Origin of the sequence: Neorhizobium alkalisoli, from assembly GCF_002968635.1 — a bacterium.
Classification (GTDB): Bacteria; Pseudomonadota; Alphaproteobacteria; order Rhizobiales; family Rhizobiaceae; genus Neorhizobium; species Neorhizobium alkalisoli.
The window spans coordinates 414,532-435,384 of record NZ_PVBN01000004.1; the positions used below are offsets into that span (position 1 = coordinate 414,532).

The window sequence follows — 20,853 nt, forward strand, 5'->3', positions numbered from 1 at the left end:
AGGCCGAAGGCCATGCCGTGTCTCGTTCGTGCCAGAAATTCAAGCCAGGCAACAGGAGGATGCCCTAATGAAACAGACCCTTTCCCTCATGCTCTTCGCCGGTACGGCGCTTGCGGCTCTCCCGGCGCATGCGGCCGGCGACCTCAATCTCATTTGTTCGGCCGATGTCGTCATCTGCGAGCAAATGAAGGGCGATTTTGAAAAAGCCCACAGCGACATCAAGGTGAACATGGTGCGCCTGTCTTCCGGTGAGACCTACGCCAAGGTTCGCGCGGAAGCGCGCAATCCGAAGACGGACATCTGGTGGGCGGGCACGGGCGACCCGCATCTGCAGGCCGCCTCTGAGGACCTGACGCTCGAATACAAGTCGCCGAAGCTCGATGAGCTTAACGATTGGGCGAAGAAGCAGGCCGAAAGCTCCGGCTACAAGACGGTCGGCGTCTATGCCGGCGCGCTCGGCTGGGGCTACAACACGGAAATCTTCAAGTCGAAGGGCTACAAGGAGCCGGCCTGCTGGGCCGACCTCCTCGCTGCCGAACTGAAGGGCGAAATCCAGATCGCCAACCCGAATTCGTCCGGTACCGCCTATACGGCTCTAGCCTCTCTCGTGCAGATCATGGGCGAGGACCAGGCTTTCGACTACCTGAAGAAGCTCAACGACAACATTTCACAATACACCAAGTCCGGTTCTGCCCCGGTCAAGGCCGCCGCCCGGGGGGAAACGGCGCTCGGTATCGTCTTCGTGCATGATGCGGTCGCGCAGACGGCGGAAGGTTTCCCAGTCAAGTCGGTCACGCCCTGCGAAGGTACGGGCTACGAGATCGGTTCCATGTCGATTATCAAGGGTGCACGCAACCTCGACAATGCGAAGATCTGGTACGACTGGGCGCTGACCTCGGAGGTCCAGTCGCGCATGAAGGATGCAAAGTCCTTTCAGCTTCCGTCCAACAAGGCCGCTCAAATTCCTAAGGAGGCTCCGCGCTTCGAGAACATCAAACTGATCGACTACGACTTCAAAACCTATGGCGACCCGGCAAAACGCAAGGCACTGCTGGAACGCTGGGATCGCGAAATCGGCGCCGCAGCGAACTGATGTCCTGAACGGCGGCGCCTGTCTCCCCGGCGCCGCCTCCTCACACTTAAAGACAGCGAGGTCAGCCATGAGACATGGCAATCGCAGGCTGGACGTGGTCCTGATCCTGGGCGCGGTCGCATTGACCCTATTGCCCTGGTATCGGATCGAGAACGGCTTCTTCGGACTCGGTTGGCTGGCCGGTTTCCCCCTTTCCACGGAGGCCGCGCCGGGCCTGGTGCAGATTTTCGCGCATGGCCGGCTGTGGCTTGCCGGTGCGCTCGTGCTGCTTCTCCTGGCGGTCGCGGTTCGCGGCATAGCGGACCCGATGCGTCGCGGCGCCGTGCTCGCTTCGACCGGTGCGCTTGGCGTTCTCTTCCTGTCGCTCCAGGGACTTGCCGTCAGCTTCGACGGCTGGACATGGGCTATCAGCCAAACCCTGTTCGGCCCGCTTTCCGATGGCCAACCGTCGATGGGCGCGGGCGCCGTACTTTCAGCTGTCTCCTTCGTACTACTCTTTGCCTTCGGTCTTGCCGAGAGGGGCGTGATGAAGGGGGACGCCTTCGTCGTCAGTGCGATCTCGCTGCTTGTCTTCCTCGTCGCCGTCTTCGTTTTCTACCCGATCGGCAGCATGTTCGTCGGTTCGGTGCAGGATTTCGACGGCTCGTTCAATGCGGATAACTTCATCCGCAACATGCAGGATCCGAGCATCTGGAGCCTCAACTGCGTGATCGGCGCCGGTCGCTGCGGCGTCGCCTGGCGCACGCTGTGGCTTGCCATCATGACCGGCCTCGGCTCGACCCTGCTCGGCCTTGCCTTCGCGCTCGTCGCCACACGCACGCGCTTTCCCTTCAAGAAGGGCCTGCGGTTGCTGACGATCCTGCCGATCATCACGCCGCCCTTCGTCATAGGCCTTGCACTGACCCTGCTCTTCGGCCGCGCCGGCGTCGTCACCCAGGGACTTTCCGACCTGTTCGGCATCGAGCCTGGCCGCTGGCTTTACGGCCTCTCCGGCATCTGGATCGCGCAGGTGCTGTCCTTCACGCCGATCTCCTTCCTCGTGCTGATCGGCGTCGTCGAAGGCGTCAGCCCGTCGATGGAGGAGGCGTCCACGACGCTGCGGGCCGACCGTTGGCGCACCTTCTGGCGCGTGTCGCTACCGCTGATGAAGCCTGGCCTTGCCAATGCCTTCCTCATCGGCTTCATCGAAAGCATGGCCGACTTCGGCAATCCACTGGTACTCGGCGGCAGCCATGGCGTGCTCTCGACAGAAATCTTCTTCGCCGTCGTCGGTTCACAGAACGATCCCTCGCGTGCTGCCGTACTCGCCATGGTGCTGCTCGCCTTCACGCTCTCCGCCTTCCTTTCCCAGCGCGTCTGGCTGTCGGGCAAGAACTTTGCCACCGTCACCGGCAAGGGCGATAGCGGATCGCATATCGCCCTGCCGCGCGGGCTGTCGATCGGCGTCCACGCCGTCGTCATCCCGTGGATCCTCTTCACGCTCGTCATCTACGGCATGATCCTGATCGGCGGCTTCGTGAAGACCTGGGGCCTCGACAATTCACTCACTCTCGACCACTACGCAAAGGCCTTCTCGATAAGCTTCGACAACGGGATCGCCTGGACGGGTGTTGCCTGGAACTCGTTCTGGACGACGATCGAGATCGCCCTGATATCCGCGCCTCTGACGGCCGTCGTCGGTCTGCTGACGGCCTACATTATCGTGCGTCAAAAGTTTGCTGGCAAAAATGCCTTCGAGTTCGCCTTGATGATGAGTTTTGCCATTCCCGGTACGGTCATCGGCGTCAGCTACATCATGGCCTTCAATCTGCCGCCGCTGGAAATGACCGGCTCTGCTCTGATCTTGATTGCCTGCTTCGTCTTCCGCAACATGCCCGTCGGCGTGCGTGGCGGTATCGCGGCGATGAGCCAGCTGGACAAGAGCCTGGACGAGGCCTCACTGACGCTCAGGGCAAACAGCTTCCGGACGATCCGCAAGGTCATCCTGCCGCTCTTGCGTCCCGCCATCACTGCCGCGCTCGTCTATTCCTTCGTGCGCGCCATTACCTCAATCAGCGCCGTCATCTTCCTCGTCAGTGCCGAATACAACATGGCGACCTCCTACATCGTCGGCCTCGTCGAAAACGGCGAATACGGCGTGGCGATCGCCTATTCTTCTATGCTGATCGTCGTGATGATCACCGTCATCGCCGGCTTCCAACTTCTCGTGGGCGAACGCCGATTGAGGCGCGAAAACCGCGTCGCCGGCCTCGCCACCTCCGCTTCCTCTCGTCAGGAGAAAATCGCATGATCAACCAGAAAGCAGGTTCCGTTGTCTTCCAGAATGTCCGCAAGACCTTCGGCGCCTTCACCGCCATTCCCGACCTCTCGCTCACCATCGAGCCCGGCACGCTCGTCACCCTGCTTGGACCGTCAGGCTGCGGCAAGACAACGACGCTGCGGATGCTGGCCGGTCTCGAACATCCGACAGAGGGGAAAATCTTGATCGGCGGCAAGGACGTAACCATGCTGCCGGCAAACGAGCGCGACGTTTCGATGGTGTTTCAGTCCTACGCGCTCTTTCCACATATGACTTCACTTGAAAACGTCGCCTACGGTCTCGAATCGTCCGGTCTGTCGCGCAAGGATGCGCGGAGGAGGGCAGAGGAGGGATTGGCACTGGTTGGCCTGGCGGGCATGGGTCAACGTCTGCCGGCCGAGCTCTCCGGCGGCCAGCAGCAGCGCGTCGCGGTGGCTCGTGCGCTTGTGCTGGAGCCTCAGGTTCTGTTGCTCGACGAACCCCTTTCAAATCTCGATGCCCGCCTGCGTCGCCGGGTGCGCACGGAAATCCGCGAACTCCAGCAGCGTCTCGGCTTCACTGCAGTCTATGTCACGCATGATCAGGATGAGGCGCTCGCCGTCTCCGACCGAATTATCGTCATGAAGGATGGCCAGATTGCCCAGTCCGGAGCCCCGCGTGAACTCTATGAGGCGCCCGCGTCCTCTTTCATCGCCGATTTCATGGGCGAAGCCAATGTCATCCCGTGCGACGTGGTCGGCATTGATGGTGCCGAGGCCGAGATCCGCATCGGCGGTTTCCGGCATCGCGTGCCAGCGGGCCGGGCGAAGCCAGGCGCAGCAAGCCTCGCCGTCCGTCCCGGGGCTGTTTCACTGTCCGAGGGGCGCGGGGAAGGACTCGCCGGCCGCATCCTCCATTCGGCCTATCTCGGAGATCACGTCGAATACGAGGTGGAAACGGAGGTCGGCACGCTCTTCATCGTCGACCACGCCGTCGACCGCATCCTGCCCGCCGCGTCCGATGCCACCCTCGGCTTTCGCAGCCGCGGCATCGCCCTTATCAGCGCGTGAGAGCCTCTGGATCACGCTCGGGATGCAAGCGTTGGATACGGCCCCAAAATTCGCCAGATCGGTTTTTCCTGCATGGAACTCATGCGTTAAGCCGATGTCGCGCTCGCCCAAAGGAGTAAATATGATTGACATTCTCTCGCTCGAAAATGATTTCGAGGCTGTGATTTTTGATTGCGACGGCACACTTGTGCACACTCCGCCTCTTTATGCGGACGCATGGGCAGCCGGTTTTTCGCTTTCCGGCAAACGGATGAACCGAGCCTGGTATTTGGAACGGGCAGGGATGTCCGAAGGGGTTCTCATGGACGCCTTTGAGCGAGAGTTCGACATTGTGCTCGATCGCCAATCCGTCATTGCCACCATGCGATCGCACTTCCTACAGGATTTACACAATGTGCGCGAGGTCCCTGCAGTTGCTGCAACCGTTCGCCGGTTGGCCGGCCTGCTTCCCATGGCTGTTGCATCCGGCGGTTCGCGGGAAATCGTTACGGAGACGTTACAAGTAGTGGGTCTGCGCAAGTATTTTGGCCATGTGGTCACGATCGACGACGTGGCAAATCCAAAGCCGGCGCCAGACCTGTTCCTGCATGCGGCCGTTTTGTTGGGAATAAGACCGGGCGGGTGTGTCGTCTTCGAAGATAGCGAACAAGGTCTTGAAGCAGCTCAACGGGCAGGTATGAGCGTCATTGATGTGAACCGTCTCAATGTCAGTGAGCAGCAATCGGAGCTGACAATATGCGACAGCGTGCAGGTGGATGCCTGAGCAGTCGTCCCGGTGCCAGCGCTCCGTTCCCTGAAGAGTTTTGATGCGCGCTGCCGGTCGGCAACGATTTTTCCAGGTCAAGCCTGCCTGCCGCCATGCCAGCCTTGCGAGGTTGGAGGCACGGACCACTTAAAACAGCCAACGAGAAGAACTATTGCAAGGAGTACGAGCATGAGGTCGCAAGAGACTGAAATTGATGCACGTTTCGCTCTCGCCAAAGCGATTGCACGTGAGGCAGGCGCCATGGCGCTTGAGTATTTCAACCGGCGCGACACGCTGGTGATCGAGACCAAGCGGGATTTGCAGGATGTCGTGTCCATTGCCGACCGCAACGTGGAGTCATTCATAAGACAGCGCGTCGCAGAGGCCTTTGAGGCTGACGGATTTCTCGGCGAGGAATACGGTTATCAGGAAGGGCAGTCGGGATTGACATGGGTGGTCGATCCGATTGACGGGACGGCCGCCTTCGTCAATGGCATGCCGACATGGTGCGTGTCGATTGCCGTTCTGCATCGTGGTACGCCAGTAATCGGCGTTATCCACGTTCCATGCGATGATGAACTCTACGCAGCCGCAGCGGGCGTGGGCGCTACCCTGAACGGCAAGACGCTCAGCCTCGATCCGTCGCGGACTTTGCAAAATGGCATGACCGGCATCGGCTGCAACACCTATGTCACCCCGGAACGGGTAGGCGCGATTATCTGTGCCTTGCTTGGCAAAGGTGGGAATTTCATCCGCAATGGCTCCGGTGCCCTGATGCTGGCCTATGTGGCCGCAGGTCGCCTCGTTGGATACTACGAGCCTTATATGCGTGCTTGGGACTGCATGGCCGGCTACTGCCTCGTCAAGGAGGCCGGTGGAGATCATCTCCCTTTCCCGGCTGAGGGTGAAGCTTTGCTGCAGGGCCATCCAGTGCTGGCCAGCAATAAGACCGCCTATGTCGATCTGTTTGCAATCCATGCCGATTAAAATCCCCAGGCCGTCCACCGCAGGTCATGGTTCGTTTCCCATCAAGGCATCAAAAGGTGTCAATGAAGATGTCTTGACCATGCCCGGATCGTCGCACCGGCACAGTCCAAGCCACGGCGGCTATAGTAGGGCATGACATCGCGTTTCTGGCAGCAGCGACCCCGTCGCAGCCGAGTTTTTAAGATTGCCACCTACCGCTTCACGTTGTGGCGCAGTCGGGCGGCCGGGGCTTAAGCTAGGCGGCCCGGTGCCGATGCGGTGTGCATTCGCGCACCACTGGCCTTCTCCAGCTCCGTCGAGTGCGGGCACATCGGCGGATTACGAGAGCTTCGGGTGGAAGAACGTCTGCGGACGCAAAGGGGCCTGTGCAAAATCACCAAACGCCTGGATGACCATTCCAGCCGGAATTTCGAGGTGGCGAGCTACTCCGCATCCCTTCAGCACGCCGCCCCGTTTATCAGGGTCAGGTTCACGGTGAGATCCTCCGGCTCCAAGCTTGCAGTGCTGGACGCTAATCGGACCAAGGACTTGCGCCCCATGACCAATCTCAGCCTTAACGGCAACCGACCCGCCGCCATTGAGCCGCACCTCGTCGCCAATGGTAACAAGGTCTGCATTCCCTGAAGCCAGAATGGTAAAGCCTCCCGCGTGCCCCAGTTCAGCCCGGCATCCAATCTCGATCGATCCCTCATTCGCCTCAATGCGTAGGCCGCTGTGGAGAACGGTTTGAGAACCGATGGTGAGGCTGCCTCGTGGACCGACCGAGATGGTCACGTTCGGCCAGATCAACAGGCTCTCCGAGAGCTGAGCACGTTTGGACACCAACGTGGAGAAGGGGTCCATGATGGTGATGCCCTGCTGCGACAATAAAACGGTCTCTTCAACAGAGAGGAAACCTTGCCCGACGCGCATCTCGTTTATGAGAGATAGGTATTCAAACATCGCTTATGTTTCCCGTCGCGATGCCAGGGCCAGAATCTGATCGGCAACCAGATCCCCATCGTGCTGCCCCCGGGCCCACGCGTCCTCGAACTCGCCATTGATGAGGATGTAGCCTCCGCTTTGAGACGGGGAGTGCGCCACAAGGTACGGATAATTACCCACAGCTTTCTCAAAGGGCAGCAATATCCGATTGGCGAGAACCTGCAGCGAAGGAGCGGTTCGAGATGAGCTGACACGCTGCCACTGGCCGACAAATTGAGTTACGATTTCGTTCAGCGTCATGCCCATCGTCTCTCGGCACTGCAAGATGTTGCCTATCATCAGCACCGGACATTGAGCACGCTCCGCCGCGTCGACAATTTCGCCAACAAGAAGGTGAGGCAGGATACTGGTGTAGAAGCTTCCCGGGCCAAAGGCGATCAGGTCGGCGGTCTGAATGGCTTCAATAACAGCCTTGTTGGCTGATGGCTGATCACCATTCTCGTTCGTAAGTCGGATCTCATCGATGCCAATCATTGCATCTGCTTCGGATAATTTGGTGACGACGTCCTGCGGCGAACGCTGTTCTCCGTTCTTAAGGGTGCACGACAATACGAGATCATTATCAAGCGAAGAAGGCCAAACATTCCCATCGATGCCGCAAAGCTTGCGGAACACGAAGATTGCGGTGTTAATGTCGCCGTTGTGAGCGATGCACGCGCCTGTGAGAATGAAATTGCCTATGCTGCCGTTCCTGTAGTCGAAGTCATCGCCCACCGCCGAAGCAAACGTCCGCAGATAGTTTAGGATCGCGCCGCGCAGGCCGGGCTCCATGCGCTCCAATAGAAGATGGCGTCCTTCGGCATAGAACTGAAATTCTTGTCTGGCTTCTTTCAGCGCATGGGACGCTGAAATGCGGGTGTTGAAAATCCTGACGACATCGCCGGAGCAGCGCTCGCCGTGAGCCATGGTCATCAGGGCCTGCCTGACGTCCCCCACTGACAGGACGCCGAGCTTCGCCCTGATGAGTTTCGAGCTGCCACCGCTGTCCCAGGCAGGGACGATCCGGGTCAGGTGGACCCTTCTCTTGGAAAGCGCGATGTTGATTGCGCGGCACGCGGTGCCACCGGAAAACAAGACAATGCGCGGCACGGCTCTCAGGTCCTTTGGCTTCTCATCAGACACTCATAGCCCTGCCTTCAGCTCGTACCAAGGATGTAAACGCAGAATGTATATTGATGCAGCAGGGGGAGCGGGGGCCGAGACTTTCCTCGTCAGCGTCGATTATGATCAGGACATCATAGCTGCCTTCGTCAGGGATGACCGACAAAATCCGGCTATCGCCCTTGGTATTGCCCGGTAACAAGGAAGATCCGACAACCTCACGCGACGACCTCATTGACATTGCAAGGTCTCCCGTTCACCGGGAGGGTGGGAGCGATACGGGGGGAGGGAGCCCGCGCGGTCAATGCTGATCGGCAGGCACTTCCGGTCCTAAAACTTCTGCAGACCCTCGCCCCCTCGCCGACGGTTCTCGGCCGGCACAGCGCTTCTTCAGCCGCGGACGTCACGGGATTGGGTCATGAAAACAGGCTCACCAATCCAAAAGAAATCGCGGATATCGCTGCCGCTGCCGGCATCGTGATGATCCATGCAATCAGAATGTTTCCGGCAAGACCCCACCGAACCGCTGATACACGACGTGCTGCGCCGACACCAATAATCGCACCCGTAATGGTGTGCGTCGTGGAGACAGGAATCCCAAGCCATGTCGCACCAAACAGGGTGAGAGCGCCACCCGTCTCCGCGCAGAAGCCTTGCATCGGGTTGAGTCGGGTATCATGCTGGTGATCATGGGCAGCGCGGCCGTGGGCTGGGTGCTGACCTTCGACCAGGCGCCGCAGCAGATGGCCGACTGGGTCGCCGCCAACATTTCGAGCCCGATCGTCATCATCCTGATGATGAACATCCTCATGCTCATCGTCGGCATGCCGCTCGATATGCCGCCGGCCATCCTGCTGCTTGGACCAATCTTCGTGCCGCTTGCCGACGCGATCGGACTGGATCGGGTCCAGCTCGGGCTGATGATGGTGATCAATCTCGGTATCGGACTCTACACGCCACCGATCGGCACGACGCTCTTCATCTCGTCGTCGATCGCAAAATCACCACTCGGCGAGACGACCCGGGAGCTCTGGCCCTTCTTCGCCATGGCAATGGCCCTGCTGCTTGCAGTGAGCTTCATACCGGCGCTCACGCTCTATTGAGGACCATGCCCCATGACCGAGGAGCAGAACATCGTCTCAGTCCGTTCCCTCACCGATTGTGCTTTCAGACTGCGCCTCATTGAAGATGATGCAGTTCAGCTTCAATTTTGCTGTCCGCTACGTCCGGGGCCGCCACAGGAAAAGCTGATTGGCTCGGTTAACGGCATGTGGCGCAGACGGTATTCCTCACCGCGCATGGGATACCACACACGGAAAACTTAGTTCGCCCATCGACGGGCCTTTTGGAACTCAACATCGCCTCGATCAATATCGTTTGGTCTGTCTTCATAGGAGTTGTGGTCTTGGTGCTTACACGTCGTGTGACATCATCCAAACTATTAGCTTGAACATGAAGGCGGTGATCACCATTAATGAACGCCTGATATTGAGTGTTACCCCCACGCTCAACATCCCCGACGGGGCCGGTCTTCCCAAACACCCGGCCCCGTTTTTTCGTCCGTTCGCGTTACCTCCTTTGTCGTAATAGGAGGCGCTTCGGCGCGGGAGTAGAATAGAACCATCCTAAATTCTGCTAAGAAAAGTCAGTTTTAGGATCGAGGTCCGCGCGAAGAGGGGGTGGCGCGGACCTTTCGCGTTTCAGCGCAACGCGCACCTTCTGATGGGCAATATCAGGTGCTGGCGGAGAGTTTTCCTGTATGTCACACTTCACTATCGCGCTTTCATCAGCTGTGATTCTGCTGGCATCCATTATTCCTGATGGAGCACATGCACAGAGGCGCCGTGTTTTCGATAAACCGACCATTTCTTCAGTTCCGGACGGAACCAGCGTTTTCTACGACGATGGCAAATGCCCTAAGGGCCAAATCGCGCGGTTCCACAAACGACTCCGTCGTGAGGAACTGACCCGCCAATGCGTGCCTCGAAGAGGCAAAGGACAAGGCGGTCAAGGCAGCCGCAGAGGCTAGCCGTCTTTCTGTCTAGGGTGATGGTACTGCGCCCTAAAGTCGGCCCCTTGCGATTTCCCTCACCACCGTCGCAATGCCGTGAGCATATGACCATAGACAGCGGCCCATCATCCGAAAATTTGGCCAGTCCTGTAAACGGGACAGACGCGCCTCGCAGCAAGCGCCAAGGCATCGATCATATGTGCATAGGTGAAGCTGCACCGACATACTGCGTGCCGTATCCGAGGCGGCGGTATGACAAAGGCAACCTTGCCGCCTCCCGACGTGGTCTTGTTGATCAAGCTCTGCATGTTGGTGGGGAGAGTCGCGATGCTGTTGTCAGCGCCTCCCTGTCTACCGTCGTTGGTCCCCAAGCTTACCAAGATGATATCCGGCGTAAAGCTGGTGATCGCCGGGAAGGATGGCGCTCATCATTGGGAACCAGCGTTCGGAATTGTCGTTTTCCGCGACAATAGCTCAATGGGCAGCCAGGAGGCTCAAGATGCCAAACGCTTTTATCCGGAAGCTCGACGGATTCGAGCGATTGCATCCCGACGACCGCGACTGGCTTCTATCTATCTCCAGTCATGCCAAGGATGTAGGGGCGGACCAGGACTTGCTGCGGGAGGGCGACAATCCGGAGAATGTACACCTGATCCTCAGTGGGTTCGCCATGCGCTACAAGATGACAGCGAACGGCCGCAGGCAAATATTCGCCTACCTGATCCCCGGGGATTTCTGCGACCTCCACGTCGCTCTCCTCGACAAGATGGATCACAGCATCGGGACGCTCTGTCCGTGCCAGGTGGTTCAGCTACCGCGGAGAGTTATCGTCGAGATGACCGAGCGGCGGCCTTCCCTTGTGCGAGCGGTGTGGATGTGCTCGTTGGTGGACGGAGCAACACTGAGGGAATGGCTCCTCAACATTGGCCAGCGGTCGGCTCCACATCGGATTTCGCATCTCTTCTGCGAGCTGCACGAAAGAATGAAGGCTGTGGGCCTGACCGAGGACGGTTCATTCGAACTGCCCCTGACGCAATCGGAACTCGGTGACACGATGGGGTTATCGATCGTTCACGTAAACCGAAGTCTCAAGGAGCTACGCGATGCGGGGCTTGTCAGCCTCAGGAACGAGCGGATCGCCATCCCGGATATACACCGACTGAGGGAATATTCCGACTTCGATTCAAGTTACCTGCACCTGCGTTGGCCGGTAGCGGCCAATAACTCGGGATAACCGAGCACCTGAGCCGCCTAAATCCCATGCCGGTCAACGGAAAAATTAACACCAAATACGATGTTGCTGTCGGCATCTGTCACGACCATCCGCCAAGCTTCTCCCGTCCACTCTTGCTTTCCATCGCTGAGCATTTGACCTGCCGCACGGATGGCTTCGGCCCGGACCTTGTCCATATCAGCCAACTCCACTCCGACGTCGTCGAGATTGGTCTTGCCATTTAAGACGTGAAAGAAATACCGTTTCATGCGCACGTTCCCTGCAGTCGGCGGGAGCGCATTGTCTCTCTGTCAAGGGTGGGCCGCAAAGGATGCCCTCGATGCGTTGATTAGACACGATATGTCCTGGAAGCACCACCACATAGGTTAAGGCCCAGAATATAAGCGGGAGCATTCATCATTATGATCGCCCCTATCGTTAATTCAGACCACCCATCTGCTGGGTGAGCGCCAGGCGCAAGCGGTTGACCCGGCTCTTCACGGTGCCGATCGGACAGCCGCAGCGACGTGCTGCAATCTCGTAGGATTCGCCTTCGATCAGCACGATATTGAAGGCCTCGCGAAAGTCCGGCGAGAGCCTGAGGACTGCAGCTTCGAACTCGCGCATCGTCAGTGCCCACTCCTGAGCGGGTTGCACAGATGCCCGCAACGAGATGCAGTCATCTGGTCCGGCGATCTCTCGGCGGCTCCGATGATATCCGGTGCAGAAGGTGTTGCGCAGGATCGTAAACAACCAGGAACGCAACCGCGTCCCCGGTTGGAATTTATCGAGGTTCGCAAGGCCGCGTACGAGCGTCTCCTGGACGAGGTCGTCCACTTCGTTTGGGTCGCGCACAAATCGGGTTGCGAAATTTCGCAGGTCGGGAATGATCCTGATCATCTCCGCTCGGACGGCGTCACCTGCTTCGGCGCTTGGCATGACATCTCCTTGGATGTTGGTTCGCGAACTTCGACATGCAAGTTCTGAGCTAGCGGATTGGCTCGGCGGGCGACCTCGGCCGTCACCTGCGCCAGCTTCGTCTCGTCGACCAGACCCATCTGGTAGAAATGCAAGGCGATCCTCGCCACTTCCTCGGGGTCGAGGTCGGTGCATCCCGTCTTGGCCATCGCGTCCCGATGCGCGAGCGACATGACGGCGAGGTCATCGGGAAAAAGGATATGCGGGAAAAAATCGCGATGGGTTTCCACGTGCGCTCCTCCTGGTAGGCAATGCGACCACACAGACCGTACGCTTCCCAAAAGGGCGCTCCACCTCATATGTTAATGTGTCGCGGAATCTTCGGGGGAGAGGAGCGCCCTGAGGATGGCATTGATCGCTTCAAGCGACGCCGATAGCTCGAACCCGCCATATCCGGGCCGGACCGCCGATGACGTGGCGAACCTCGAAGGGATTGAGGCCTCGTCGAGCGCGTCGGTCAGCTCGATGAGCGTCGCGGTGTCGAAGTCGAGGTCTATGACAGCACCATCGGCATGCTCTTTTGGCGTGGTCACCCACTCGGCCAGCGAGCCGAACGGTCCAATAAGTTCAACTCCGGCCTGATGCCAGGCAACGCGGACCTCCGCGGCCAGGAAGGCCGAGGGCCCGAAGATGAGGATTCTGATCTTACGCACCGCTCCCTCGCCATGACTACAGATCGGTTACTGGAGAGTAAGCCGCTCAGCCGAAGGACGATACCAACCGGGCCGAATGTGGAGGCTTCCTGGCGTCATCCCGACCGACTTTTCCACAAATCAGTGATTGGCGGCGAGGCACGAACCAGATGAAGAGGCGTGAGTTCCTTGACCATCCGCTCTGGAGACCCGCGTCGACGTGCGGCGCGCGGTGGCCCGTTTCCTGACCGGGATAGCGATGGAGAGTTCGCCGCGAGCGACCGGCGAGGGGTGATGACCCGTCAAAGTCCGCGCCGCCGAGGAACACTCGATATCGGCGGAACTCTGCATTTGAATGCGAATCGCTGGACCAGCCGCAACAGACCAAGGCTGCTGGACGATAGAAGCGCGCGCACTTTATCCCGCGCTCCGCGAGGAGAGATCCAGGTTCAGGTTCTGAGCGGCTGCCGTGGTCGCCCCGCTCGATTTGTTGCCCAATCGCTATCGCGATTGAGGATGCCGCGACGGGCTAATGACCACCACCTGTCGCGCGCTCCTGAAGAATTGGAAGGATTAAAGACACACTCGGGCGCTCGTTTGTCATCATCGGAGCTCCCTCGACACTTGGCTTATCAACGCGCAGAATCCGAGGATCGGTCGCCAGCCCCTTATGCACATCAATTCCTCGATCTTGTTGTCGGCAATTTGCGCCCCTATCTCATCTCCACCACAGCGAAGGAGCGACGAGATGACGGAACTTGTAGCCGATTTTCTGTTCGACGCGGCGGTCGAAATCATCCCTCCGGAAGACCAGGAAAAAAGAGAGGACACCCGCATCTGTTTATGCTGTCAGCGTGCGGCTAGGCGGATGGACGACGACGGATGCGGCATCTGCGACGAATGCCTGGCTGGCTGACTTCGACTACGCCGCGTTGCCTGCTTCACCATCCGCAGGTGGCTTCCAAGGGCGCGGCCGAAGGCGGAAACGTCTCAAAGGTGACCCGGGTATCTCTATCATCATGCGTGAACTACGCCCGGTGGACGAGAGATCAAACATACGGTTCCGGAGGTACCCGAACCCACCCCTCGAGCACGCATCGCACCGTCCTCAAGGTGCCCTGCTGTATCGACCCGTTGCGAAAGCAACATCGCACATTAATCTTCTCGCTAGGGTGCTCACACCTATTCTTTCTACACCTGACTTGCAGGCTCGAAGAGCCCGGGACGATTTTAGGGTTCCTTCGCATCCACCGAACGCAATCCGGTCCGCGATAGCCGATGCTGATTTCATATCCAACCCAGCAGCACGGGGGGAACTCGACGACCTTCGCGCAGTTAGGCATATGCCGCATTATGCGGCGGAGGAGTAACGCGAATGCAAAACACGCCGAAGCCTGGTCAACAGAACGACCAGAAGTCAAACCAGCAGGACGATCAGACCAAACGTCCAATGGAAAGCCGCCCCGATGATAAAAAAGGTGGCGCTGGTTCCGACGATAGCAGGAAAGGTTCCGACCGGACCTAGCTAACGCCCTCCGGCTGGGTCAACCCAGCCGGTTTTACTGCCTCCCGCCATGCTCACCCGGATCCGTAAATCGCGGGCCATTCGCAGTGTTCGGAATATCCCTCCCCAAGGTGAAATTGTTCTGAGTACCAGCTACCCCTTTGGGAGCGGTTGTTGGACCTGCCCAAAGGCGTATGTTGGTAAAACAAGCCGAGTAGCGAAGACCCTCGGCTGATGAAGCCCGCGGCTGGGGAAACTGGCGCGGGCTTTGTCACGCCTGCTCCGCCCAGGTGCGATAGAGCCGGAACTTTTCCACGGCGAGCGGGTGTGAGCCCACGAAGCGGGTTGTCGCCACCGGTTCTTGCCTCGCGTCTCGCTTGATGATGTTGATAGAAAGGTTCGCACTCCGGCGAGCCTTTCTTTTCCGAACTACAGGACCTGCATGCCGGATCGAAATCATGGCTTCAACTCGTCTCGTCGCGTTGGCGCCTCAATAACCGTGGCGACGACGGCAGGCGCTTTGATAGCACTCAAAATATGGTTTGACGCCAGGAAATCAGACGTGATCCGTACTCTTCAACGTCCTAGATCCGCCCGCTTGTTTGCCGACATCATTCAAGCATTCCTCGGGTTCAGGAACCGACGTGCGAACCTATTGCCTTCATTTGGTCGACGCGAGGTTCTCTTGCCGGAACATCTGCTTGTCCATGGTCGTTCAGGCTCGCCAAGAGACGAAAGCTCGTGGCAGACGAGCACCAAACAACGCACCAGTCGCCCGAAATCTGGCGACCTTCGAAAGGCGGAGAAGGTTGACTTCGATCGCACTCATCTCGTCTCCAAAAGCCTCCTGACCACTCAGAAATGACGATGATAAGACCTGTTTTATTCAAAGATAACAATCGATAAGAGATTCAACACAGGATACCCGATTTTTTTTCGAACCGCCTCTTGAACGACCAAATACGAAAAACCAAATCGATGCTGTCGGTCGCCGAGCAGGGACCGATTATACGGAGACGCAGGTTTCCGAGGCGTCTCCTTCCAACTCGCTTTACGGAGGTTTTGGTCATGAGAACCGATTTTGACTTCGCTCCCCTCTACCGGTCCAGCATCGGCTTCGACCGGGTCTTCAACCTTCTCAACAATGCGCAGCGTCTCCACGCCATCGACACCTGGCCGCCCTATGACATCGTCAAGACGGGTGAGGACGATTACCAGATCACCATGGCAGTGGCAGGCTACGGCGACGGTGATCTCGACATTACGCAGGAGCGGAATGTTCTTGTCGTAAAAGGCGGTAAGTCCGAAGAGTTGCGAGGGGAATACCTACATCGTGGTATCGCTGGACGCGGCTTCGAACGCCGATTTGAACTTGCCGATCACGTCAAGGTCGACGCCGCTTCGCTCAAGAATGGTCTTCTCAGCATCTCCCTGAAACGGGAAATCCCTGAGGCGATGAAGCCGCGCAAGATCACGATCGGTGGGGATTTACCTCAGATGGCTGCGCCACTCCAGATCGAACCCGAGAGACAAGTCGCGTGAATTGACCGATGCGCACGATTAAGAAGCCATTTGTGGTCGAAGTGAAGCGTCGTCGTCGGATCAAGCCAGTTGAGGACAGACGTGGCTGGCTTGTCCGCGCCGCTCCGCTTAAAACCAAAATAGGACCGCTGGGGTCCCCTCAGCCGACGTGATGAATGGGACGGAGGCGAAGAGGCTCGCCTTCGACCTTCCGACGTTTATGGAGCCGAAGACAAGGCTGGCTCTCACGGATAGACAATCGGGAACAACAGAAAGGAGTCCAAATGATAGCCGATCGTTTCACGTCGCCCGTAACGATCTTCGTTGGGCTTGGCTTCCCCCTGCCGATCTACTCGGTCATGGAAGCTTACAGATATCTCGCCGACTGTCCCCACAACGCGAGGGACAAGTGGCATACGTTAGCCAAAAACGCTTGCGCAGCGGCCATCCGTGGTGAAGTCGAGCCCGATACCGCGCGTGGCCTTTTCGCGGCCTTTGCAGAGCGACATCAGCTGCTCGCGCCGGAGACCTTCAGTACGAGTCTCAGCCCTGGATGCCAGCAGGTCATTGCCTCATCTTGAGGGCGTGACAGCGTACGGGGCCTCGAGCCTGCTGTCCCCCACGCGGGTCCCGCGACGTCACCGCTCCATCCAGGAGGGCAGCTCGCGGGCCGGCCATCCTGATCTCAACGCGGGGCATGGCCATCCAGAGCACACCATGAAGGCCGTGCCGCGCGCGACGGAACGACCGGGCGAGGACTGAATACAAGCCGTCGACAGCAGAGATCGATGGCCAGAGCATGGAAGTGCTGATCTCCAGCCAGGAGATTGCTTTCTCGCCTTTGGAGAGGATCGCGTTGCTGAACCGCGAGCCGCGACAAATTCTCGACATCATGCGCTCACGAACCGAGATGCTGTCTAACCAGATTGATCAAGGCTTCAGCGGAATACGGTTTCTGCAGCCATCCGATCGGCGATGCTGCCGCGGCTCTTTCGCGGGTTCGCGCATCTGCATGGGCGGATGCAAAAATCGAGCGGACACCAAGCGTCGTGTACAACTCTATAGCCGCTTGAACTCCATCTGTGCGATCGCCCAGTCGAATGTCCATGATCGCAAGGTCGGGACTGTTTGATCCCGCAAGGGAAACTGCCTCATCGGCGGTCACTGCGATGCCGACGACTACAAGACCTGCATCTAGGAGGCGATTTTCAAGCTCGAGCGCTATAAGATATTCGTCCTCCACGATGAGAATCCGCGCCGGTCGTCCACCCCCGCCTACCCGGTTTGCTTTCTCGTTAGCTCCGGGATTGGACCCAGTCGGGGTATTCGCGGGTGGCCCGAACGAGGTCATAAATCAAGGCTGCTTTCCGTTCGAGATTGAGCGGTGAAACGGACGGCGCAATGCGCCCCAGGCCCCGGAGCAGCCGTAAACGAGCCTCGCAGCTGCCGGACCAGCCCAGAGACGAGGCCGGTTCCGGACGAACGCCGGCCCGTGACCTTGAGATCGAAACCAGGACCGTTGTCGCGGACCGTCAACACGAAGTCTCCATCCAAGCGGCTGAGCGAGACCCAGATTTCGCAATTGCCTGCCTCGTCACAGCCATGCTTCACCGCATTCGTGACAAGCTCGTTAAGGATGAGCGCGAGAGGCATTGTCACGTCGTTCCCTAAATGTCCGGCCTCGACGTCGATATGCAGCGTGACGTTTTGCGAAAACGCTTGTCTTGCACTGTCGCACACGGCGTTGACAAAGTTGCGCGCATCAACCTCCGTGCGATCATGCTCGCTATAGAGAGCCTGCTGTGCGGCAGCCATTGCTCCAACCCGCTGAGCCGCATCACCCAAAACAGCGCGCGCCTCGGCGCTGTTGCTTTCGCGCTCCGCTGAACGGAGCAAGGCATGGAGCATCATCATGTTGTTTTTGACGCGATGGTTGAGCTCGTCTAGGAAGACCCGCTGATTGTTCTCGGCCAATTTGCGGTCGCTGATGTCCACCAACATGTTCACCGCTCCCACGACGTCTCCGTCTTCACTCCGCATAGGAGTGGGGAAGGGGAGGAATGGAAAGAGCGAGCCGTCGGGCCGTTGTGCCATGGCTTCCACACCTCGCACAGGGCGATTTTCCTTAAGAGCGATCGCCATCGGACATTCGTTATGCGGCAGCGGTTGCCCATCTGCGGTGAACAGCCGAAACGTCACGCACCATTCATCCTGGCCAATGATTGGCTCCCTACCGGCCAGCTCGGCGGCCGCACGGTTGAAATAGGTGATCTTTCCCTGTGCGTCCGTTGTGTATACGGCAGCAGGAAGTGCTTCGAGAACTTGACGTAACTCTTCGTCTTTCCGCGTCAGCTGACGCCTTGTCTCGACGATTTCGGTTACATCACTCGTGAAGCAACGGGTGTTGATAAATTCGCCATTGCAAAACTGGCCACTGGAGGTGATCTCGACATGCCTGATGGAGCCGTTTTTCGCCCGCATTCGGGCTGGAAATCGGATTAGCTTTTCCCCGGCGCCGAGGCGGATAAGGATCTCGTTTATCGTATCCGCATCTTCGTGAAACGCCGTAATCGGCCGACCAATGTACTCATGGGGAGCATAGCCAAGCAGATCAAGTTCTGCTTGATTGGCGTGCAGGATGGTACCGTCGGCACCGACTAGATGCAGGGCAAAGGCCCCATTTTCGAAAAAGTCTTCGTAATCGTCGTAGAAAACCTCGGTGCCAGAGACAGCCGGACCGCCACTCACCAACTCAACCTTACCCATGCGGTCTTCTCGCCCCCTCAATCGATTCCAGTTTAACACCCTCAAACACGCCAAATGTATTTTAGTTCCGACCTACAAGGTCAGGTCTCCCCGCGAAATGCGTCAAATGTCGGAGTCTTGCCCGGACGGCAGCCTAAAATTTCACGACCAGACGGTGGCAACTTCCCCGGATAGACAGCCATTTTAACCGAGGCCTTTTGCTACCAAGAGTACACTGGCCACCGATCGAACAGGAACATGTTGCGGAGCCAGTGAGTTTGCTCGCGTGACGCAGATCAGATCGGTGCAGCCTATGCCGCAGACGACCGTATTGGTGATCGAGGACGAGCCATTGATACGCATGGCCGTGGCGGACGATTTGCGCGAGGCAGGCTTCAACGCTTTGGAAGCTGCCAACGCTTACGATGCTCTCCGCATCCTTTCTACTGAAGCCTCGATCGATGCGATATTCACTGATATCGATCTACACGGAGAACTTGACGGGTTGAGCCTTGCCTGGATCGTCAACGAGCGGTGGCCACCCATCCGGATCATTATAACCTCTGGTAAGCGGTGGCTAGAGCGAGATCGGATGCCAGACGGTTCGGTGTTCTTCCCAAAACCCTATGCTCACCAGACGATCATCAATGCCCTGACGCGGTTGATGTCGTAACTCCTAGCTCAATTCATTAAAATATCTATCGGTTCCTTTTGATGCCGTGATAGGTTTCCCCCTCATAGTAGCGCGGAACGCCCATGACGAATCCTGAAGATCCGATGCCGCCCCACAGAGCCGTTTCCGATCTACCGCATCTCGCGGAAGCGCTCGATGACAACCGATTTCGGCAGTTTCTCGATCATGTCCCCTTCGCGGTCGCTGTCTCCGAACTCGGCGAGAGGGAGGCGCTCGTTTATGGGAATATAGAATTCGAGCGGCTGACCGGCGTTTCCGCTGAAGAGTTGCAAGGCCAATCCTGGTCAATCCTTCCGGCTACCCCTTCTCTCGGAGATGGCGCTGAGCTCGCGGTCGCGCTACTCGAAAATGAAGAGTATCTCGGTCCTTTCGCCGTCACTGCGGGTACGGAAAAACGGATCGTCGACGCGTGGTCCAACACGATCGTCGATGATGCCGGCAATCCGCTATTCCGACTGCTAGCGATGTCCGCCCGGGAAAGTTCCGACCATACGGGAGCCCTGACTGAGGCGCTTGCGGAAAAGGATGTTCTGCTGAAAGAGCTTCAGCATCGGGTCAAGAACAACCTGCAGATGATCACCGCGTTGATCCGAATGGAAGCGCGAAACGCTCAGCGTCTGGAGGAAAGTGAGCGCTTCAACAGGCTGGCGGGACGGATCGAGGCCCTGTCGATCCTCTATCGCTCACTCTACACTGGTAGCGAGGCCGAGACCGTCGATCTCGGGATCTATGTTAGTCAGATCGCTTCTTCTGTGATGGCGGCCCATGCGATCGAGGGTATTCGCCTGGATATGAAGGTCGACACCTGGCCAGTTTCGGTCAATGTCGCGATGCCGGTCGGCCTGGTTGTCAATGAACTGATGACCAATGCCCTGAAATATGCTTTCGCCGGCCGCGATGGCGGTGAGGTCAAGGTACGCTGCACCGTTGATGACGAGGGATGCAGGGTCCTCGTCGCCGACGATGGGGTCGGACTTTCCGACAAGGCCGATTGGCCTCGACGAGGCAAGCTCAGCGCCATGATAGTGCAATCGGTCAAACAGAATGCGGGAGCAGAAATCGAGGTGGAGACGGATCCGGGTAAAGGGATGGCAGTGACAATTGCCTTCTGGCGGCGGAACGCGACTGACACCTGACAAGGTATTCTTATCCCCCTCTGCCATGCGACCAGTGCACGAGTGCCGCGGACGGGACGGCGACTTGAACAAGATGCACCTCCCGGACTTTCCTGGAAGCGCCGGCTTCCTCAGCGCGGAAGAAGCCCCCGCTCCGAAAGGTCACCTATCTCCGAGGTTGG

The 20,853-nt window shown here is 58.4% G+C and carries 22 protein-coding genes and 2 pseudogenes; 15 read left to right on the forward strand and 9 right to left on the reverse strand.

Going from position 1 to position 20,853, the window contains the following annotated elements:
• Positions 1-67 precede the first annotated feature (67 nt).
• From C5L13_RS12135 to C5L13_RS12155, 5 genes are all read left to right on the forward strand, one after another.
• Entirely contained in the window at positions 68-1,093 is a 1,026-nt protein-coding gene (locus tag C5L13_RS12135; RefSeq protein WP_105383525.1) for an ABC transporter substrate-binding protein, read from the forward strand.
• 67 nt (positions 1,094-1,160) lie between these two features.
• Positions 1,161-3,383: an ABC transporter permease gene (locus C5L13_RS12140; RefSeq protein WP_105383526.1), complete on the forward strand. Its 2,223-nt coding sequence runs from the start codon at positions 1,161-1,163 to the stop codon at positions 3,381-3,383.
• On the forward strand, positions 3,380-4,441 hold the full coding sequence (locus C5L13_RS12145; protein WP_105383527.1) for an ABC transporter ATP-binding protein: 1,062 nt from the start codon (positions 3,380-3,382) through the stop codon (positions 4,439-4,441). The genes C5L13_RS12140 and C5L13_RS12145 overlap by 4 nt, the downstream gene beginning before the upstream one ends.
• Positions 4,442-4,562: 121 nt before the next feature.
• Complete coding sequence (locus tag C5L13_RS12150; protein WP_105383528.1) at positions 4,563-5,204, forward strand: HAD family hydrolase; 642 nt, start codon at positions 4,563-4,565, stop codon at positions 5,202-5,204.
• A gap of 171 nt (positions 5,205-5,375) precedes the next feature.
• A complete protein-coding gene (locus tag C5L13_RS12155) occupies positions 5,376-6,173 on the forward strand; it encodes an inositol monophosphatase family protein (RefSeq protein WP_105383529.1) in 798 nt (265 codons plus the stop codon).
• Between the two features lie 318 nt (positions 6,174-6,491).
• Here C5L13_RS12155 and C5L13_RS12160 read toward each other — a convergent pair whose 3' ends face one another.
• Both C5L13_RS12160 and C5L13_RS12165 read right to left on the reverse strand, forming a co-directional pair.
• The gene (locus C5L13_RS12160) at positions 6,492-7,115 is read right to left on the reverse strand and encodes a hypothetical protein (RefSeq protein WP_105383530.1); all 624 of its coding nucleotides are present in this window, start codon (positions 7,113-7,115) and stop codon (positions 6,492-6,494) included.
• Positions 7,116-7,118: 3 nt separating this feature from the next.
• On the reverse strand, positions 7,119-8,279 hold the full coding sequence (locus C5L13_RS12165) for a gluconeogenesis factor YvcK family protein (RefSeq protein WP_245571227.1): 1,161 nt from the start codon (positions 8,277-8,279) through the stop codon (positions 7,119-7,121).
• A 43-nt stretch (positions 8,280-8,322) separates the two neighbouring features.
• Between C5L13_RS12165 and C5L13_RS29475 the strand changes: the two genes are divergently transcribed.
• Positions 8,323-8,457, forward strand: a complete 135-nt coding sequence (locus tag C5L13_RS29475) for a hypothetical protein (RefSeq protein WP_280952612.1) — start codon at positions 8,323-8,325, stop codon at positions 8,455-8,457.
• Between the two features lie 217 nt (positions 8,458-8,674).
• On the opposite strand, the pseudogene C5L13_RS12170 reads toward C5L13_RS29475, so the two are convergent.
• Positions 8,675-8,932 (reverse strand): annotated as a pseudogene (locus C5L13_RS12170) (inorganic phosphate transporter); the annotation flags it as partial.
• Here C5L13_RS12170 and C5L13_RS12175 point away from each other — a divergent pair.
• The 3 genes and pseudogenes from C5L13_RS12175 to C5L13_RS12180 all read left to right on the forward strand — a co-directional run.
• A pseudogene (locus C5L13_RS12175) lies at positions 8,933-9,361 on the forward strand (TRAP transporter large permease subunit); the annotation flags it as partial.
• Positions 9,362-10,017: 656 nt separating this feature from the next.
• Entirely contained in the window at positions 10,018-10,287 is a 270-nt protein-coding gene (locus C5L13_RS29610) for a DUF6719 family protein (RefSeq protein ID WP_407070420.1), read from the forward strand.
• A 400-nt stretch (positions 10,288-10,687) separates the two neighbouring features.
• Complete coding sequence (locus tag C5L13_RS12180; RefSeq protein WP_245571229.1) at positions 10,688-11,503, forward strand: Crp/Fnr family transcriptional regulator; 816 nt, start codon at positions 10,688-10,690, stop codon at positions 11,501-11,503.
• A gap of 17 nt (positions 11,504-11,520) precedes the next feature.
• Here the strand turns inward: C5L13_RS12180 and C5L13_RS12185 are convergent, their stop codons facing one another.
• From C5L13_RS12185 to C5L13_RS12200, 4 genes are all read right to left on the reverse strand, one after another.
• On the reverse strand, positions 11,521-11,751 hold the full coding sequence (locus tag C5L13_RS12185) for a DUF6894 family protein (RefSeq protein WP_105383531.1): 231 nt from the start codon (positions 11,749-11,751) through the stop codon (positions 11,521-11,523).
• A 169-nt stretch (positions 11,752-11,920) separates the two neighbouring features.
• A complete protein-coding gene (locus tag C5L13_RS12190) occupies positions 11,921-12,421 on the reverse strand; it encodes a sigma-70 family RNA polymerase sigma factor (protein ID WP_105383532.1) in 501 nt (166 codons plus the stop codon).
• On the reverse strand, positions 12,379-12,690 hold the full coding sequence (locus tag C5L13_RS12195) for a hypothetical protein (protein ID WP_105383533.1): 312 nt from the start codon (positions 12,688-12,690) through the stop codon (positions 12,379-12,381). Before C5L13_RS12195 ends, C5L13_RS12190 begins: the two co-directional genes overlap by 43 nt.
• Positions 12,691-12,762: 72 nt before the next feature.
• The gene (locus tag C5L13_RS12200) at positions 12,763-13,113 is read right to left on the reverse strand and encodes a hypothetical protein (RefSeq protein WP_105383534.1); all 351 of its coding nucleotides are present in this window, start codon (positions 13,111-13,113) and stop codon (positions 12,763-12,765) included.
• A gap of 727 nt (positions 13,114-13,840) precedes the next feature.
• Here C5L13_RS12200 and C5L13_RS28985 point away from each other — a divergent pair.
• The 4 genes from C5L13_RS28985 (at position 13,841) to C5L13_RS12215 (ending at position 16,698) form a co-directional block, all read left to right on the forward strand.
• Positions 13,841-14,008 carry a hypothetical protein gene (locus tag C5L13_RS28985; protein ID WP_170117253.1) on the forward strand — a complete coding sequence of 56 codons (168 nt, stop codon included), beginning with the start codon at positions 13,841-13,843 and terminating at the stop codon, positions 14,006-14,008.
• Between the two features lie 459 nt (positions 14,009-14,467).
• A complete protein-coding gene (locus C5L13_RS28740; protein ID WP_158693440.1) occupies positions 14,468-14,617 on the forward strand; it encodes a hypothetical protein in 150 nt (49 codons plus the stop codon).
• A 1,047-nt stretch (positions 14,618-15,664) separates the two neighbouring features.
• Complete coding sequence (locus tag C5L13_RS12210; protein ID WP_105383536.1) at positions 15,665-16,138, forward strand: Hsp20 family protein; 474 nt, start codon at positions 15,665-15,667, stop codon at positions 16,136-16,138.
• Positions 16,139-16,401: 263 nt separating this feature from the next.
• Positions 16,402-16,698 carry a DUF982 domain-containing protein gene (locus C5L13_RS12215; protein ID WP_105383537.1) on the forward strand — a complete coding sequence of 99 codons (297 nt, stop codon included), beginning with the start codon at positions 16,402-16,404 and terminating at the stop codon, positions 16,696-16,698.
• Between the two features lie 317 nt (positions 16,699-17,015).
• Here C5L13_RS12215 and C5L13_RS12225 read toward each other — a convergent pair whose 3' ends face one another.
• Both C5L13_RS12225 and C5L13_RS12230 read right to left on the reverse strand, forming a co-directional pair.
• Complete coding sequence (locus tag C5L13_RS12225; RefSeq protein ID WP_245571231.1) at positions 17,016-17,360, reverse strand: response regulator; 345 nt, start codon at positions 17,358-17,360, stop codon at positions 17,016-17,018.
• 104 nt (positions 17,361-17,464) lie between these two features.
• Positions 17,465-18,883, reverse strand: a complete 1,419-nt coding sequence (locus C5L13_RS12230; RefSeq protein WP_105383540.1) for a sensor histidine kinase — start codon at positions 18,881-18,883, stop codon at positions 17,465-17,467.
• 292 nt (positions 18,884-19,175) lie between these two features.
• On the opposite strand from C5L13_RS12230, the gene C5L13_RS12235 reads away from it, so the two are divergent.
• Complete coding sequence (locus C5L13_RS12235; protein WP_105383586.1) at positions 19,176-19,535, forward strand: response regulator; 360 nt, start codon at positions 19,176-19,178, stop codon at positions 19,533-19,535.
• An 83-nt stretch (positions 19,536-19,618) separates the two neighbouring features.
• On the forward strand, positions 19,619-20,692 hold the full coding sequence (locus C5L13_RS12240; RefSeq protein WP_105383541.1) for a sensor histidine kinase: 1,074 nt from the start codon (positions 19,619-19,621) through the stop codon (positions 20,690-20,692).
• The last annotated feature ends 161 nt before the right edge of the window (positions 20,693-20,853 follow it).